General features: G+C 67.7%; 12 protein-coding genes. 4 read left to right on the forward strand and 8 right to left on the reverse strand.

Annotation, left to right across the window (positions count from 1 at the left end; translation table 11 throughout):
* Positions 1-71: 71 nt before the first annotated feature.
* From LZ005_RS07155 to LZ005_RS07165, 3 genes are all read left to right on the forward strand, one after another.
* Positions 72-443: a response regulator gene (locus LZ005_RS07155; protein WP_237806139.1), complete on the forward strand. Its 372-nt coding sequence runs from the start codon at positions 72-74 to the stop codon at positions 441-443.
* 61 nt (positions 444-504) lie between these two features.
* Complete coding sequence (locus LZ005_RS07160; RefSeq protein WP_237806141.1) at positions 505-3003, forward strand: ATP-binding protein; 2499 nt, start codon at positions 505-507, stop codon at positions 3001-3003.
* 70 nt (positions 3004-3073) lie between these two features.
* On the forward strand, positions 3074-4078 hold the full coding sequence (locus LZ005_RS07165) for a diguanylate cyclase domain-containing protein (protein WP_237806143.1): 1005 nt from the start codon (positions 3074-3076) through the stop codon (positions 4076-4078).
* Here LZ005_RS07165 and LZ005_RS07170 read toward each other — a convergent pair.
* Positions 4075-4500 carry a hypothetical protein gene (locus LZ005_RS07170; protein WP_237806145.1) on the reverse strand — a complete coding sequence of 142 codons (426 nt, stop codon included), beginning with the start codon at positions 4498-4500 and terminating at the stop codon, positions 4075-4077. The genes LZ005_RS07165 and LZ005_RS07170 overlap by 4 nt on opposite strands.
* Positions 4501-4630: 130 nt before the next feature.
* On the opposite strand from LZ005_RS07170, the gene LZ005_RS07175 reads away from it, so the two are divergent.
* Positions 4631-5302 carry a sensor histidine kinase gene (locus tag LZ005_RS07175; protein WP_237806147.1) on the forward strand — a complete coding sequence of 224 codons (672 nt, stop codon included), beginning with the start codon at positions 4631-4633 and terminating at the stop codon, positions 5300-5302.
* Here LZ005_RS07175 and LZ005_RS07180 read toward each other — a convergent pair.
* The 7 genes from LZ005_RS07180 to LZ005_RS07210 form a co-directional block, all read right to left on the reverse strand.
* The gene (locus tag LZ005_RS07180; protein ID WP_237806149.1) at positions 5294-6586 is read right to left on the reverse strand and encodes an NAD(P)/FAD-dependent oxidoreductase; all 1293 of its coding nucleotides are present in this window, start codon (positions 6584-6586) and stop codon (positions 5294-5296) included. The genes LZ005_RS07175 and LZ005_RS07180 overlap by 9 nt on opposite strands.
* 67 nt (positions 6587-6653) lie before the next feature.
* Positions 6654-7391, reverse strand: a complete 738-nt coding sequence (locus LZ005_RS07185) for a transporter (protein ID WP_237806151.1) — start codon at positions 7389-7391, stop codon at positions 6654-6656.
* 12 nt (positions 7392-7403) lie between these two features.
* Positions 7404-8168 carry a LytTR family DNA-binding domain-containing protein gene (locus LZ005_RS07190; protein WP_237806152.1) on the reverse strand — a complete coding sequence of 255 codons (765 nt, stop codon included), beginning with the start codon at positions 8166-8168 and terminating at the stop codon, positions 7404-7406.
* The gene (locus tag LZ005_RS07195; protein WP_237806155.1) at positions 8161-9420 is read right to left on the reverse strand and encodes a sensor histidine kinase; all 1260 of its coding nucleotides are present in this window, start codon (positions 9418-9420) and stop codon (positions 8161-8163) included. The genes LZ005_RS07190 and LZ005_RS07195 overlap by 8 nt, the downstream gene beginning before the upstream one ends.
* Positions 9421-9539: 119 nt before the next feature.
* Positions 9540-11339: a DUF885 family protein gene (locus LZ005_RS07200; RefSeq protein ID WP_237806157.1), complete on the reverse strand. Its 1800-nt coding sequence runs from the start codon at positions 11337-11339 to the stop codon at positions 9540-9542.
* Positions 11336-12622, reverse strand: a complete 1287-nt coding sequence (locus tag LZ005_RS07205; RefSeq protein ID WP_237806159.1) for an amidohydrolase family protein — start codon at positions 12620-12622, stop codon at positions 11336-11338. Before LZ005_RS07205 ends, LZ005_RS07200 begins: the two co-directional genes overlap by 4 nt.
* Before the next feature lie 84 nt (positions 12623-12706).
* On the reverse strand, positions 12707-14917 hold the full coding sequence (locus LZ005_RS07210) for a bifunctional diguanylate cyclase/phosphodiesterase (RefSeq protein ID WP_237806161.1): 2211 nt from the start codon (positions 14915-14917) through the stop codon (positions 12707-12709).
* Positions 14918-15141: the final 224 nt, after the last annotated feature.

Below are 15141 nucleotides of genomic sequence, written 5' to 3' on the forward strand. Positions count from 1 at the left end.
GCCGCTGCGGCGCGCAAAAGAAATCTGCTGTAAAGGCTTGATTCGAGGAAACATTGGAGTAAACTGCAAGCATGAACCGCTTGCACATCCTCGTTGTGGACGACAGCCTCGATACCCGGGAACTGGTGTGCGAGATGTTGCGCGCCCTCGGCCACGCGGCCACGCCCGCCAGCGATGCGGCCGCCGCGCTGACCGCCCTGGGCGCCGCGCCGCATCAGGTGATGATCACCGACGTCAGCCTGGCGGGCGAATCCGGCCTGGAACTGGCGCGCGCCGCCCTCAGCCAGCACGAGGGCCTGCGCGTGATCTTTGCCACCGGCCACGGCATCAGCCTGCTGCGCCATTCGCCGCTGGCCCATGCCTGCCTGCAGAAACCCTTCGACCTCGACCAGCTGAGCCAGGCGCTGACGCGGGTCGCGCCGCAAGCGCGCAGCGCCGGCTAAGCCAGACGCGCGCCGCACCGCGCCCGGACTGGCTAGACTGCATGATGTGGGGATGCCGCCCATGGATGAAGCTCACAATCTCGCCGCCCACCCGTTTGCTGAGGCCAGTCCCAGCCAGATCATGGCCCTGCTCGACAGCATGCCTGATGGCTTCATCACGCTCGACGCGGTCTGGCGCATCACCTATCTGAATGCCTACGCGCTCGAATACACGGGGCGCATGCAGCGCAGCAAGGCCGACCTGCTCGGCCGCTCCATCTGGGAGGCCTTTCCCGAGCTGGCCGGCACCCACGTCGAGCCGCATTTTCGCCAATCCCAGGCCAGCGGCAGTCCGGTCGCCTTCGAATTCTATTTCCCGCCGCTGGCCAGCTGGTTTGAAGTGCGTACCTATCCGGCCGCCGCCGGCCTGATCGTTTACTTCCGCGACATCACCCAGCGCAAAAATGACGAGGACCAGCTGCGCCAGTCCGAAGAAATGCTGCGCGTGCTGGCCAATTCGATCCCGCAACTGGCCTGGGTGACCGATGCCAATGGCGAGGCGATCTGGTTCAACCAGCGCTGGTACGAATTCACCGGTGCCGATCCGGCCGAAGGTGCCCGCCGGAACTGGAACGATCTGCACGATCCGGCCTATCTGCCGGGCGTGCTGGCCCACTGGCGCGACTGCCTGCGCACCGGTTCGGTGTTCGAGATGGAATTTCCGCTGCGCGGGCGCGACGGCGAATTCCGCTGGTTCCTCACGCGCATCAATCCCCTGCGCGACCGCTATGGCCTGGTCGTGCGCTGGTTCGGCACCAACACCGATGTCGACCAGGTCAAGCGCGCGCAGGAGGCGCTGCGCGAAGAGACCAAGATGCTCGAGCTACTCAACAGCACGGGCCTGGCCCTGACCGCCGAACGCGACCTGCACGCCCTGCTCCAGACGGTGACCGACGCCGCCACCCAGTTGTCGGGGGCCAGCTATGGCGCCTTCTTCTACACCAAGGCCGACGCCGGCCGTCCGGTGCAGATCAGCGTTGCCGGCCAGGGCAGCGCCTCGTTTGCCGAATGGTGCGAACCGCTGAGCCAGAGCGCACACGGCCTGCGCGTCGACGACCTCGGCGCCGAAGCCATGGGCGCGGCCCAGCGCGCCTACCCCGGTCATGCGCCGGTGCGCAGCCTGCTGGCCGTGCCCGTGCGTTCGCGCGCCGGCCAAGGCTGGGGCGTGCTGGTGTTCGGCCACCCCGAGCCCTCGGTGTTCAGCGAGCGCGCCGAGCGCATGGTGGCCGGCATCGCCGCCCAGGCCGCCGTGGCGATCGACAATGCGCGCCTCTACGAAGCGAGCCAGCAGGCCGCAGACGAGCGCCGCATCCTGCTCGAACGCGAGCGCCAGGCGCGCGCCGAGGCCGAGCACACGAGCCAGATGAAGGACGAGTTTCTGGCCACGCTCTCGCACGAATTGCGCACGCCGCTGTCGGCCATCCTCGGCTGGGCCCAGCTGCTGCGGCGCCAGCCGCGCGAAATGTCCGACTGGCAGCGCGGCCTGGAAACCATCGAGCGCAATGCGCGCGTCCAGGCTCAGCTCGTCGATGATCTGCTCGACATGAGCCGGATTACAGCAGGCAAGGTGCTGCTCGACGTGCAACTGCTGAGCGCGGACGGCTTCGTCGATGCGGCCATCGAGACCGTGCGCCCGGCCGCCGACGCCAAGCAGATCCGCATCGAGCGGGCCATCGCGCCCGATGCCGGCCTGATCGCTGGCGACCCGGCCCGGCTGCAGCAAGTCGTCTGGAATCTGCTGTCGAATGCCATCAAATTCACCCCGCGCGAAGGCCTGGTGCGGGTCGATGTGCGCGCCTTGCCCGACCATCTCGAGATCAGCGTGGCCGATTCCGGCATCGGCATCCGGCCCGAATTCCTGCCCCATGTGTTCGAGCGCTTCCGCCAGGGCGACGCCTCGATCGCGCGCCGCCACGGCGGCCTCGGCCTGGGCCTGGCCATCGTCAAGCATCTGGTCGAGCAGCATGGCGGCACCGTGCGCGCCGAAAGTGATGGCGAACATTGTGGTGCCGCCTTCAGCCTGCTGCTGCCGCTGGCCAAGCCCGGCCAGCGCCCGCTGCGCCCTGAGCGCGCCGATCCGAACGCCGCCCCGACACCGAGCGCAGGCGCCCTGGCCGATCTGTCCGGCCTGCGCGCCCTGGTGGTGGACGACGAGGCCGACGCCCGTGAACTTGTGCAGCGCCTGCTGGTCGAATGTGGCGCACGGGTGCAGACGGCGGCCAGCGCGGCCGAAGCCCTGCTGCTGCTCAAGCGGGAGCCGCCCGACCTGCTCGTCAGCGACCTCGGCATGCCCGGGGTCGACGGCTTCGCCTTGCTGGCCCAGATCCGCCACCTGGCGCCGGACCAGGGGGGCTGCGTACCGGCTCTGGCGCTGACGGCCCTGGCCCGGCCCGAGGACCGCGCGCGTGCACTGGCGACCGGCTTTGCCGCCCATGTGGCCAAGCCCGTCGACGCGGCCGACCTCGTCTCAGCCGTGCGCGAGGCCGTCGGCCACGACGGTACTATCAAGCTTCCTACGTAAGCACAAGGCGCTGTCCTACAAGAAAGTGGCGACTCCCTTGCTAGACTGAGGCAAATCATCGAGGCACCCCATGCCCAGCCGTGAAGACATTCTCAACGCCAAGATCCTGGTGGTGGATGACTCGGCCGACAACATCGCCCTCATGCAAGAAATCCTGCGGGACGAGGGCTACCGGCACGTCAGCGCCACCACGTCGCCCGAGCAAGTCTGCCCGCTCCATGCCGAGCACCACTACGACCTGATCTTGCTCGACCTGCAAATGCCGGGCCTGAACGGCTTCCAGGTCATGCGCCGCCTGAAGGAAATCGAGAAAGGCGGCTATCTGCCGGTGCTGGCCCTCACCGCCCAGCCCGGCTTCAAGATCGCTGCCCTCGAGGCCGGCGCGCGCGACTTCATCAGCAAGCCTTTCGACCTGCTCGAGGTGCACAAGCGCATCCACAACATGCTCGAAGTGCGCCTGCTCTACAAAGAGCTGGCCCAGTACAGCAAGGCCCAGACCGAACTGGCCCTGCACGACGCACTGACGGGCCTGCCCAACCGCCGCCTGCTCGAGGACCGCATCGCCACCGCCGTCCAGCACGCCAGCCGCCACCAGCAAAAGGCCGGCATCATGTACCTGGACCTCGATGGTTTCAAAGACATCAACGACACCCACGGCCATGCCTGCGGCGACGAACTCTTAAAAATGGTGGCCCAGCGCCTGGTGGCCTCGGCCCGCAAGGAAGACACGGTGGCCCGCCTGGGCGGTGATGAGTTCGTGATCGTACTGGTGGAAATTGCCAGCGTGCGCGACGTCGAATACCTGGCCCGCAAGCTGATCGACGTGATCGGCCAGCCCTACGAGGTCTGCGGCCACCAGGTGCGCGTGTCCACCAGTCTGGGCATCAGCCTGTATCCCGACGATGCGGACAAGGCCGATACCCTGCTCTGCCTGGCCGACTATGCGCTGTATGACGCCAAGCGCAATGGCAAGAACCGCTACGCCATGGCGCACGAGCAAATGGGCGAAGCGGCGGCGCGGCCGCACCAAGCCAGCGCCCCGCTGGGGCAAGCGGCACTGGCCACGCAGCGCTAGGCGCCGCCCTTGTCCGGCCCCTGCTCGGGCGCCGGCGGCGCTTCGGACGGGGTGTCGATCTGGTTGGCGTGCTGGTGGTCAGTTTGCGCGTCCACCTTTTCGGGCGGCACTTCAATGCGCGTGATGCTGGATGCCACGGCAATCGGGTCGCTGGCGGGAAAGCTCATTTCCACGGCGTCGTCCAGCAGTTCTTCCTTGGCGGCGTCGGGCGGCGAACACTCCTGGTCGGCCAGCGTGGTGATGGCTTGCGCCCAACGGACGGCGTCCAGCATGGCGAGCTCACGCACCGTGTGGATGCCGATACTGGCCAGGGCGGCGGCCTCGGGCTCGCCAAGGCCGCGCAGGGCCGAGACCGGCGCACGCGTGAGCGCATGCAGGGTTTTGCCGCGCCAGTCTTCGGCGAGGATGGCGTCGATATTCATGCGGACTCCTTGTCTGAAGCCCCAGTATCGCCAGCACGACATTGCATTGTCTGTGCGTTGCCGCACGCACGATTGGTGCGCCATCGGGCCCGCAGCGGGAGTATGATCGGGGAAACTTTGCTTGTGACCCATGCAACCCAAGGACCCCGTTCCCGACGATCCCGACCTGGCCGAACTGCTGGCCCACCTGTGTGCGGCCTGGGACCAGGAAAAGCGCGAGCTCGCCCGTCAGATGCACGACAACCTCGGCTCCACGCTGACGGCCCTGAGCATGCATCTGGGCCTGCTGCAGCGCCATTTGCCGGCCGATCCGGCCCTGCAGGAACGCGCCGCCACCATGAAGCAGCTGCTGTCCCAGGTGGTGCAGACCAACCGCGCGCTGCAGGACAGCCTGTGGAACGACAAGCTCGAATACCTGGGCCTGAAGGCCGCCCTGCAGGACCTGGCCGAGCAGTTCTACGGCCGCCACCAGCGCCGCCTTCTGCTGAGCCTGCCGGAACACGAAGTCGCCTGCCCGGCCGCCATCGGCCTGACCCTGCTGCGCTGCGCCGAGGAAGGCGCGCGCAATGCGATGCGCCACGCGCGCGCCCAGGCCATCAGCATCGTGCTCGACGACGAGGGTGAGCAGCTCTGCCTGACCGTGCGCGACGACGGCGTCGGCGTCGATGGCGCCCGCCCCGGCCTCGGCCTGCGCCTGCTGCGCCAGCGCGTACGTCAGCTCGGCGGCAGCATGGAGCTCGACAATGCGCCCGGCGGCGGCGGGGCGCTGCGCGTGCGCGTGCCGCGCCCTGCCTCAGTGTAGTTTGACCAGCGGCGTCGAGCGTTTGATCAGGAAGCGCGCCAGGGCCAGCAGACCGGTGCGCAGCGTGCCCAGAATCGCCCGGTGGTGCAGCAAATGCAGGCTGGCATACATGATGCGGGCGAAAAAGCCTTCGACAAACCAGCTGAGCCCGCGCAGCGAACCCATCAGCGTGCCAACCGAGGTCTGGGTGCCGAACGACACCAGCGAACCGTAGTCGTGGTAGACGTAGGGCGTGGTCGGCGGCTGATGACCCTTGAGCTGGTCGCGCAGCACGCGGCACAGGTAGTCGGCCTGCTGGTGGGCGGCCTGGGCGCGCGGCGGCACCAGTTTGCCGTCCTCGCCCGGGCAGGCGGCGCAATCGCCGAGAGCATAGATGCCCTCGAAGCCCGGCACGCGCAGCTGGCGGTCGACTTCGATCTGCCCGTGCTTGTGCAGCGGCAGGCCCAGATTGGCCAAGAGCGGCGGCGCCTTGATGCCGGCGGCCCACACGCACAGGTCGACCGGATAGACATTGCCCTTGCCGTCCTTCACCTGATCGGGGCCGATCTCCGTCACGCGGCAGTCGGTGACGACGTGCACGGCGCGCTGTTCGAGCAGCTTGAGGGCGGCGCTGGCCACCCGCTCCGGCAGCGGCGCGAGGATGCGCGGCGCGCCTTCAAGCAAGGTGATGCGCACGTCGCGCTGCGGCACCAGCGGGCGCAGGCCGTAGGCGGCATACACGCGGCTGGCTTCGCGCAGTTCGGCCGCCAGCTCGACGCCGGTGGCACCGCCGCCGATGATGACCACGTCCAGGCCGCGCGGGTGGTCGGCACTCTGGTTCTCGCTGACGGTCAGCAGGCGCAGCAGGGTCAGGCGGAAATGCTCGGCATCCTCGGTGGCGTTGAGGGCAATCGTGTGTTCGGCCGCGCCCGGCACGCCGAAATAATTGGCGACCGAGCCGACCGCGATGACGACATGGTCGGCGTCGAGCGTGCGTTCGGGCAGCACCGGCTGGCCGCCCTCCTGCACGGCCCCGATCGTCAGGCGGCGCGTGTGCGGATCGAGGGCCGTCAGCGGCCCGTAGACAAAGCGAAAGGCATTGTCATGCGCCAGCATCTGGTAGGACAGACCTTCCTGGTGGACATCGAGGGTGCCGGCGGCGACCTCGTGCAGAGAAGGTTTCCAGATATGGTAGAGGCGGCTATCGACCAGGGTCACACGCCCCGGCCCGAACTGGCGCCCCAGCTTACAGGCGAGCTCCAGCCCCCCTGCCCCACCACCGACGATCACGACTTCGCTATGCACAGCGTCCTCCTTGCTGATGTGGCAAACAGGACAAGTGTAGCCGTTTGTGCAATCGGCTGCCGGCCAGCTACCAGAAACGTGCCAACGGCAGCACCACGCCGCCAAACACGGACGTGCCGCCACTTGCCCCATTCAGACCGCGCGCCATGCCGATGTCGAACGTCAGGCGCTTGTGGGGGCTGTAGCTGAGCGACAGCAAGGCCTGCGCAGTCGAGTCCGTCCCCGCGCGGCGCGTCCCCGACCATTCGACACCGAGGCCCCAGCTTTCGTTCACCGGATGCGAGAACGAGGCCGAGTAGGCCGTCTGGGTGCGGCCTTCGCCGGGAGCAATGCCACCGACCCGGGTCAGGCCCAGATTGACATCGGCATGCAGGGCGCCCCAGTTCTGGCTGTAGATGCCGGTCAGCGTCGTGTCCGGCTTGTCATTGCCGAGCCCACGGCCCGAGCTCGGCACGGTGCGCCCGAGTTCCAGCCCGAAAGCCTGCTCATCGTCGAGCACGAAGGCGCGCTTGAGCACGAAGCTGGTGTCGCCCAGGCCCTGGCGCCCGTCGGCCCGCACCCAGGCTTCACCGCCGACCAACACCCCCCATGCCTCATTGAAGGCCAGCTTCAGCAGATACGGTGTGCTGCTGCGCCGGCTGGCGCCATCGCGCTGGCGCAGGCCGCCGAATTCCAGTTCGAGCTGGCCCGGCGCCGGCAGATTGGCCGGGTTCGACACCGAGGGGCGGTAAGGCGTGATCTCCGGCTCGTCGGCATGGGCGCAGCCCGCGGCCAGGGCCAGGGCGATGAACAAGACTGGGCGCATCGGCCCTCCTTCTTACATGGATCGGAACAGGGACATGAACGGCTGGCTGACCGCGAGGGTCTCGGGCCGGTTTTTCAGGCGCACGATACCACGCCCGGTCTCGTCGCGGGTGACCCCGGCCACCGCCCGCATATTCACGATGGTGGAACGGTGGATCTGCTTGAAGATGGCCGGGTCGAGCACCTCGAGCAGCTCGCGCAGCGGCTTGCGCAGCAGGGCCTCGCCCTCGGCCGTCATCACCACCGTGTACTTGGTATCGGAGCGGAAGTAGGCCACATCCTCGATCAGGATCAGGCGCGTCTCATTGCCGGCGCTGGCCGTCAGCCAGACCAGGGGCGGCGCCTTGCTCTGCTGCCCCAGGCTGCCGGACAGCTGGCGCACCAGATCGGCCAGGCCGGCCGCGCTGCCGGGCGTGGTGCGCTGGCGCAGGCGGCGGCAGGTCTCGGCCAGGCGTTCGTGCTGCACCGGTTTCAACAGGTAGTCGAGCGCGCCCTTGTTGAAGGCGTCGATCGCATACTGGTCGTAGGCGGTCACGAACACCACCTGGGTGTGCGGGCTGGCCTCGGCCATCGCGGCCGCCACTTCCATCCCGCTCAGGCCCGGCATGCGGATGTCGAGAAAGGCCACCTCGGGCTGGGCTTCGGCGATCGCCTCGAGCGCGCTGCCGCCATCCTCGCAGGCCGCCACCACCTCGAGTTCGGGCCAGACCTCGCCCAGCAGGCGGATCAGGTCTTCGCGCAGCAGGCTTTCATCTTCGGCGACGACACACTTAGTCATGCTGGCCTCCGGCGATCGGTGCGTTGGGAACGGTGATGGTGGCCGCCACCCCGCTCGGGAAGTTGGCCACGATGGCGAAGCTGGCGTCGGCCCCGTAGGCCAGGCGCAGGCGCTCGCGCACATTGCGCAGGCCGATGCCGGTGCCGCCCGTCTCGGCCGAGAAGCCGCGCCCGTCGTCGGCCACGGTCACGGCCAGCTTGTCGTCGATGGTGCGCGCGATGATCCAGACATTGCCGCCGCCCGGTTTGGGCTCGAGCCCGTGCTTGATGGCGTTCTCCACCAGGGTCTGCAGCATCATCGAGGGGAACAGCACGGCTTTCAGCGGCTCGGCCACGTCGATCTGCAGATGCAGGCGCGGGCCCATGCGGATCTTCAGGATATCGAGGTAGGCGCGCGCCCGTTCCAGCTCCTCGCCCAGGGTCGACAGCGAATCCTCGGTGCGCGGCAGCGAGTGGCGCAGGTACTGGATCAGATTCCCCAGCATCTGGTCGGCGCGCGCCGGGTCGCTGCGCGTCAGCAGCTGGGCATTGGCCAGGGTGTTATACAGGAAGTGCGGTTCGACCTGGGCATGCAGCAGATTGAGCTTGGCGACGGTCAGCTCCTTTTCCGTCATGGTCTGCTGGACGCTGGCCTTTTCGCCGCGCCGCGCCTCGGCCACGCGCCGCGTCAGGGCGCGCATGATGGCCTCGGCGTTCTCCAGATTGGTGCCGTCGTCCACCAGGAACAGGTCGGCCCAGGCCGAGCGCTCCGGCTCGCACAGCACGGTCACGCTGGCCGCGTCGCCATTCGGCGTGATGGTGGCATACACCTGGTTGCGGGCCGACCCAAAATACTCGAACACGCGCCACTTGAGCGACATGAAGGCCGAATACGGCTCGATGCGGCGCAGCTTGGCGCGCACCTGCAGGCTGTCGGGCGCGGCCTCGATATCGTGGGCGCCGGGCAGATCGCGGATCGCCGCTTCCACCATGCCGAAAGCGAAATTGGCGTCGAACGGAATCTCGATCTGGCGCCGGTGACGGCTGCCCAGGGCGTCCAGCGAGACGGCGCCGGCGATCAGGCGCACCCGCCGCACATGGCTGATCAGGCCACTGAGGATGATCAGATGGATGATGAAGCCGGCCAGCACGAAGTAGCCGCCATTCGGGCGGTCGTGCTGCATCGCGGTTTCCACCAGCAGCACGCTGGAGAGGATGTACACCACTGCCCACGCGAGCAGGATGCGGAAGACGAAGAAGAGGCTTGCGAACATGATGGCTTCCTGTGGTTGGGGAATGGGCGCAGGATAGCGAGATCCCGCGCCCACCCGGGCCATCGTGCGACGAAAGCCCGCAGGAGCCGACGAAACCGGGCAAAACCCGGATCAGCCCATCACGCTTTTTGGCTGGCGATCCACGACTCCACGGTGGCGGAGAGCACGTCGAGCGGCACCACCCCGGCGCGCAGGATAACATCGTGGAAGGCCTTGAGGTCGAATTTCGCCCCGAGCGCTTTCTGCGCCTTCTCGCGCAGTTCCAGGATGCGCAGCATGCCGATCATGTAGGCGCAGGCCTGGCCCGGCATGGCCACGTAGCGCTCGACTTCCTGCGCCCCGATGCCATACGCGATGCCCTGCTCGCGCGTCCAGCCCTTGGCATGGATGCCGGTGTCGACCACCAGGCGGCGGGCGCGGAACAGTTCCGAGCCGAGCGCGCCGAGCAGGCCAGGCACATCATCCTTGTACCAGCCCTGCTCCACAGCCAGGCGTTCGGCGTACAGCGCCCAGCCTTCCGAGTTGGCCGAGCCGCCCGAGAACAGGCGCGAGCTGCGGTACTTGGGCAGGCCCTTCTCCTCCTGCACGATGGCCAGCTGGAAGTGATGGCCCGGCACCGCCTCGTGGTAGGACAGGCTGCGCATGCGCGGAATATTGAAGCTCGGCCCGCGCAGCGGCACCCAGAACACGCCCGGCAGACTGCCGTCCGGCGCCGGCACCGTGTAGTGGGCAGCGGCGGTCGGCTCGGTAATGGCCGGTTCGCGGCGCACGTCGACCGGGGCCTTGGGCATCAGGTTGAACACGGCCTTGCTGCGCTCCAGCGCGTCCTTCACGTAGGCCTTGTACTTGGCCAGGATCTCGGGACGCGGATCGGGCGAGGCCGGCGGCGACAGGCGCGCGTCGAGCTGGTTCATGCGGGTTTCGACATCGCCCTCGGTCAGGCCCAGGCTGCGCAGATGCTTGTCCATCTCCGCTTCCAGGCGCGCCACTTCGCGCAGGCCGATCGCGTGAATCTGTTCGGCCGTCAGCTTGGTGCTCGTGTAGTTTTCCAGCGCGCGCGCATAGGCCTTGTCGCCGCCGGGCAGACGCGAGATGCCGGCCGTGGCCGTGGTCTTCGGATGCAGCTCGGCCAGGTAGGCGGCGATGCGCTGCCAGGCCGGCCGCACGCTGCGCTCCACGGTGGCGGTGGCGCGCGCCACGGCCAGCTGACGCTGGGCGGCGTCCAGGCCCTGCACCTTGGCGCTGCGCTCGGCCAGCGAGGACACCAGCACGTTATTGACGGCGTCCGGCTTCAGGAAGGCGTCCACCTGGGCCTGGGCGCGCTCCAGAATGAAGCGCGGCGGCAGCATGCCGCGCGCGGTGGCGCTGCGCGACCGGGCCAGGGCTTCGTCGACGCGCTCGGCCACCTGCTCGAGGCGATTCTGATAATTGGCGATGTCGTCGGCGTTGCGGATCGGGTGCTGGTTGGACAGGAAGTTCACCAGATTGACGTGCACGCCGCGGAACTGGTCGAAGGCGAAGTTGAAGTCTTCGAAGGCGGCGTTGGCGACCGCGTTTTCCAGCGTCCAGCGCATGGTCTGCTGGGAGATGCGCTGGGTGGCGTCGAGCGGCGCCTTGTCGAACTTGGCCAGGCCGGCCAGGCCCTGCTTGGCCAGGGCCACACGGGCGGCACGCGCGGCCGGGGTCTGCGGCGTCAGCTGGCCGTCCAGGGCCTGCTGCTCCTTGCCGCTGAAGTACTGGCTGATGGTCGCCATTTCCGGCACCTGGCGCGCCCAGTCGGCCGAGAAGCGCTCGGCCCACTGGTCAAACGCGGCGTAGGGCACGCTGGCGGCGGCCGGTGCTGCGGCCAGCGCCGGTGCGGCCGGGACGATGCTGCCAAACGCGGCCAGCAGGGACAGGGTGATCAGGCTGCGCTTCATTTGGCTTCATCCTTGTACACGGCGCCGCCCTTCATCACGAACTTCACCTTGGTCAGCGTGGTGACATCGGCCAGCGGGTCGGCGCCCACGGCGATGATGTCGGCGTATTTGCCGGCCTTGATCGAGCCGATGCGGTCCTTCCAGCCCAGCAGATCGGCGGCGTCGATGGTCGCTGCCTGGATCGCCTGCATCGGCGTCATGCCGAATTTGACCATGTAGAAGAACTGCTTGGCATTGTCGCCGTGCGGGTAGACGCCGGCGTCGGTGCCGAACACCATCTTGGCGCCGCCCTGGTAGGCCTTGCGGAAGTTCTCGCGCTGCAGGGCGCCGATCTGGCGCTCCTTCTCCAGCGACTCCGGCAGGAAGCCGGCCTTCTCGCCTTCGGACAGGATGTAGTCGTCGTTGTAGATGTCCATCACCAGAGCCGTGCCGTGTTCCTTGGCCAGCTTGATGCCCTCGGCGTCGATCAGGCTCGCATGCTCGACCGAGTCGACCCCGGCGCGGATCGCATCGGCGATACCGCTGGTGCCGTGCGCGTGCGCGGCCACCTTGCGGCCCAGCTTATGCGCCTCCTGCACGATCGCCTGCATCTCTTCCAGCGTGTACTGCTGCGCGCCCGGCAGGTCGCCCTTGGACAGCACACCGCCGGTGGCGCAGATCTTGATGACGTCGGCGCCGTACTTGGCCATCTCGCGCACCTTGGCGCGCGCATTCCAGGGGCCGTCGGCCACGCCTTCGCTGACATCCTTGTACTCGGGCGGCAGCAGGGTATTGTCGCAATGGCCGCCCTTGATGCCGAGCGCGTAGGCCGCCGTCACCATGCGCGGGCCGACGATGTCGCCGTCATTGATCGCGTCGCGCAGGGCCACGTCGCCGTAGCCGTCGGCGCCGACGTTGCGCACCATCGTGAAGCCGGCCTGCAGGGTTTCGCGCGCGGCGCGGGCGCCATACAGGGCATTGCGCATGGCCGAATTCTGCAGGCCCAGATAGCCGTGGATGCGCGGATTGGAAGTCAGGTGGGTGTGGGCGTCGATCAGGCCGGGCAGCACGGTGGCCTTGGACAGGTCGATCAGCTTGGCGCCGGCCGGCAACTTGGTGCTGGCGGCGGGACCAACGGCGGCGATCTTGTCGCCATCGATCACGATCACCTGGTCAGTGAGCACCTTGCCAGCTTCGGTGTCGATCAGGCGGCCCGCCTTAATCACCGTGGCCGGAGCCGCCTGCACAGCGGCGGCGAAGGCGAACATGGCGCAAGCGGCGCCCGCAGTCAAAGAAAAACGCATGGGTCGAATCCTTTTCTTTTGTGAGATGGCCAGTAATTGCCGGGTCACAATTTAGCACGGATTCCTGGCCCTGTGGCCGCGGGTTCAAACCGCTTGCGCCGTCTTTACGCGCACCATGTCGGCGAAGGCTTCGGGGCTCAGCGGCCGCGCCAGGTAGTAGCCCTGGATCTGGTCGCAGCGCTGCTCGTGCAGGTAGGCCAGCTGCTCGGCCGTCTCCACCCCTTCCGCGATCACCGCCAGGCGCAGGCTGTGCGCCAGCACGATCACGGCGCGCGCGATGGCCGCATCCTCGATGTCGGTGGTGATGTCGCGCACGAACGAGCGGTCGATCTTCAGCGCGTCGATCGGGAAGCGCTTCAGGTAGGCCAGGCTCGAATAGCCGGTGCCGAAATCGTCGACCGCCAGCGCCACGCCCATCTGCGACAGGCCTTCGAGCGCGTGGATCGCCATCTCCGGATTCTCCATGATGACGCTCTCGGTGATCTCCAGTTCCAGCGCCTGCGGCGGGCAGCCGGTCTCGCGCAGGATGTTGGCCACACTTTCCTGCAGCGCGCGCTGGCGGAACTGGCGCGCCGACAGGTTGACGGCCACCCGGCCCGGCTGCAAGCCGGCGCGGCGCCAGGCCGCCATCTGGGCGCAGGCCGTGCGCAGCACCCATTCGCCGATGCTTTCGATCAGACCGGTCTCCTCGGCGATCGGAATGAACTCAGACGGCGGAATCTCGGCCTGCCCGGCCGGGCGCCAGCGCAGCAGGGCCTCGACGCCGGTGATGCGGCCGGAGGCGATGTGCATCTGCGGCTGGTAGACCAGATACAGCTCGCCGCGCGCCAGCGCCTGGCGCAAACCGGACTCCAGGCGCAGGCGGTCGAGCGTGCGCGCATTCATCTCCTCGGTATAGAAGGCGAACTGGTTGCGGCCGTGGTCCTTGGCGCGGTACAGGGCCGCGTCGGCGTTCATTAGCAGCGTGGCGGTATCGGCGCCGTCTTTCGGATACAGGCTGATGCCCATGCTGGCCACCGGCGCCAGTTCATGGCCGAAGATGTGCATCGGATCGCGCAGGGCGTCGAGCAGGCGCTGCGCCTGCAGGGCCACTTCGTCTTCGCGCACCACGTCCGACATCAGCACGACGAATTCATCGCCGCCGGTGCGCGCCACGGTGTCGCCTTCGCGCAGATGGCGGCGCAGACGCTGGGCCGCCTCGATGATGACGGTATCGCCGGCCGCATGCCCGAGACTGTCGTTGATGTACTTGAAGCGGTCCAGATCGATGAACAGCACGCCCACATGGCGGTTGGCGCGCCCGGCAAAGGTCATCGCCTGCGACAGGCGGTCGATCATCAGCGCGCGGTTGGACAGGCCGGTCAGTTCGTCGTAGTGGTGCAGGTGGTCGAGCCGCTGCTCGACCGCCTTGCGCTGCGAGATGTCCTCGCTGACAGCCACATAGCGCTGGGTGCCGTCGCCCGCCTCCATGCGTGCGATCGTCACCCGCACCCAGACCCGGTGGCCGGCGCGGTGCAGGTAGCAGTGTTCATGCACGTCGTGCTGCTGGCCGCCGGGCTCCAGCAACTGCAAGGCATCGTGGCGCGAGCCCGGATCGTCGGGACAGGCCAACGCCAGATAGTGGCTGCCCAACAGGTCCGTCTCGGCATAACCGAGGATATCGAGCAGCTTCTGGTTCACACGCAGCCAGCGCCCGGCGCTGTCGAGCAGCGAAAGGCCAACGGCAGCCTGGCCGAATGCGGCGCGAAAGCGCGCCTCGCTGTCGGCCAGTTCGGCACGGCCTTCGCCGATATAGGTGTCGATCGCCAGCGACATGTCGAAGGCCACAATTTTCAGCAGGCTGGCATGGGTGGCGGCAAAGGCCTCGGCGTCCGGCAGCAGCGCGCGCAGCACCGGCGTGACGGCATCCAGATACTTGCGGTAGGCAGCGATATACCAGCCCGGCTCCAGCCCGATCTGGTTGTGTACCACGCCGACCTTCAGGCGCCGCTGCACATAGGCCGGGCCATAGTCGCCCAGGGTCAGGTCAGAGAAATGGCGCAGCAGGCGCGGGACGGTTTGCGCGATCTCGTCGGGCGTACCCAGCATGGCCGCCAGACGCGGCACCGCCATCAGGTGGGCGAAGAACTGGTCGACGTAGTCGCGCTGACGCGCCAGCAGACCATCATGCACGGCACGCAGGCGCGCCGCATCCTCCGGACCGAATTCAAGAAAGGCCAGCTGCTCGGCGATTGCCGCCGCGCTTGGCATCAGGGCCGCGGCGCGCGCGGCGATCAGTGCGGGGTCCAGCATCATGCCCGGCCTCGCATGGCCGATGGTCGTACTAGCTTCATGGTCATCCCTGTGGGGGCGCGCAAGGCGCAGGCGACCGGGCGCAGGGATGAGCGACCCGCAGTCACCAGTCGATTATGCCAGCCAATTTCCAAAGCGTCGCAACAAGCGGGCACGATATTTACATCCTTTTCACCGATTTCAGAACAATCTACCCCGATAGCAAAGGTTTTGCAACCGATTGCAGT

Origin of the sequence: Massilia sp. TS11 (assembly GCF_022012445.1) — a bacterium.
GTDB lineage: Bacteria > Pseudomonadota > Gammaproteobacteria > Burkholderiales > Burkholderiaceae_D > Telluria.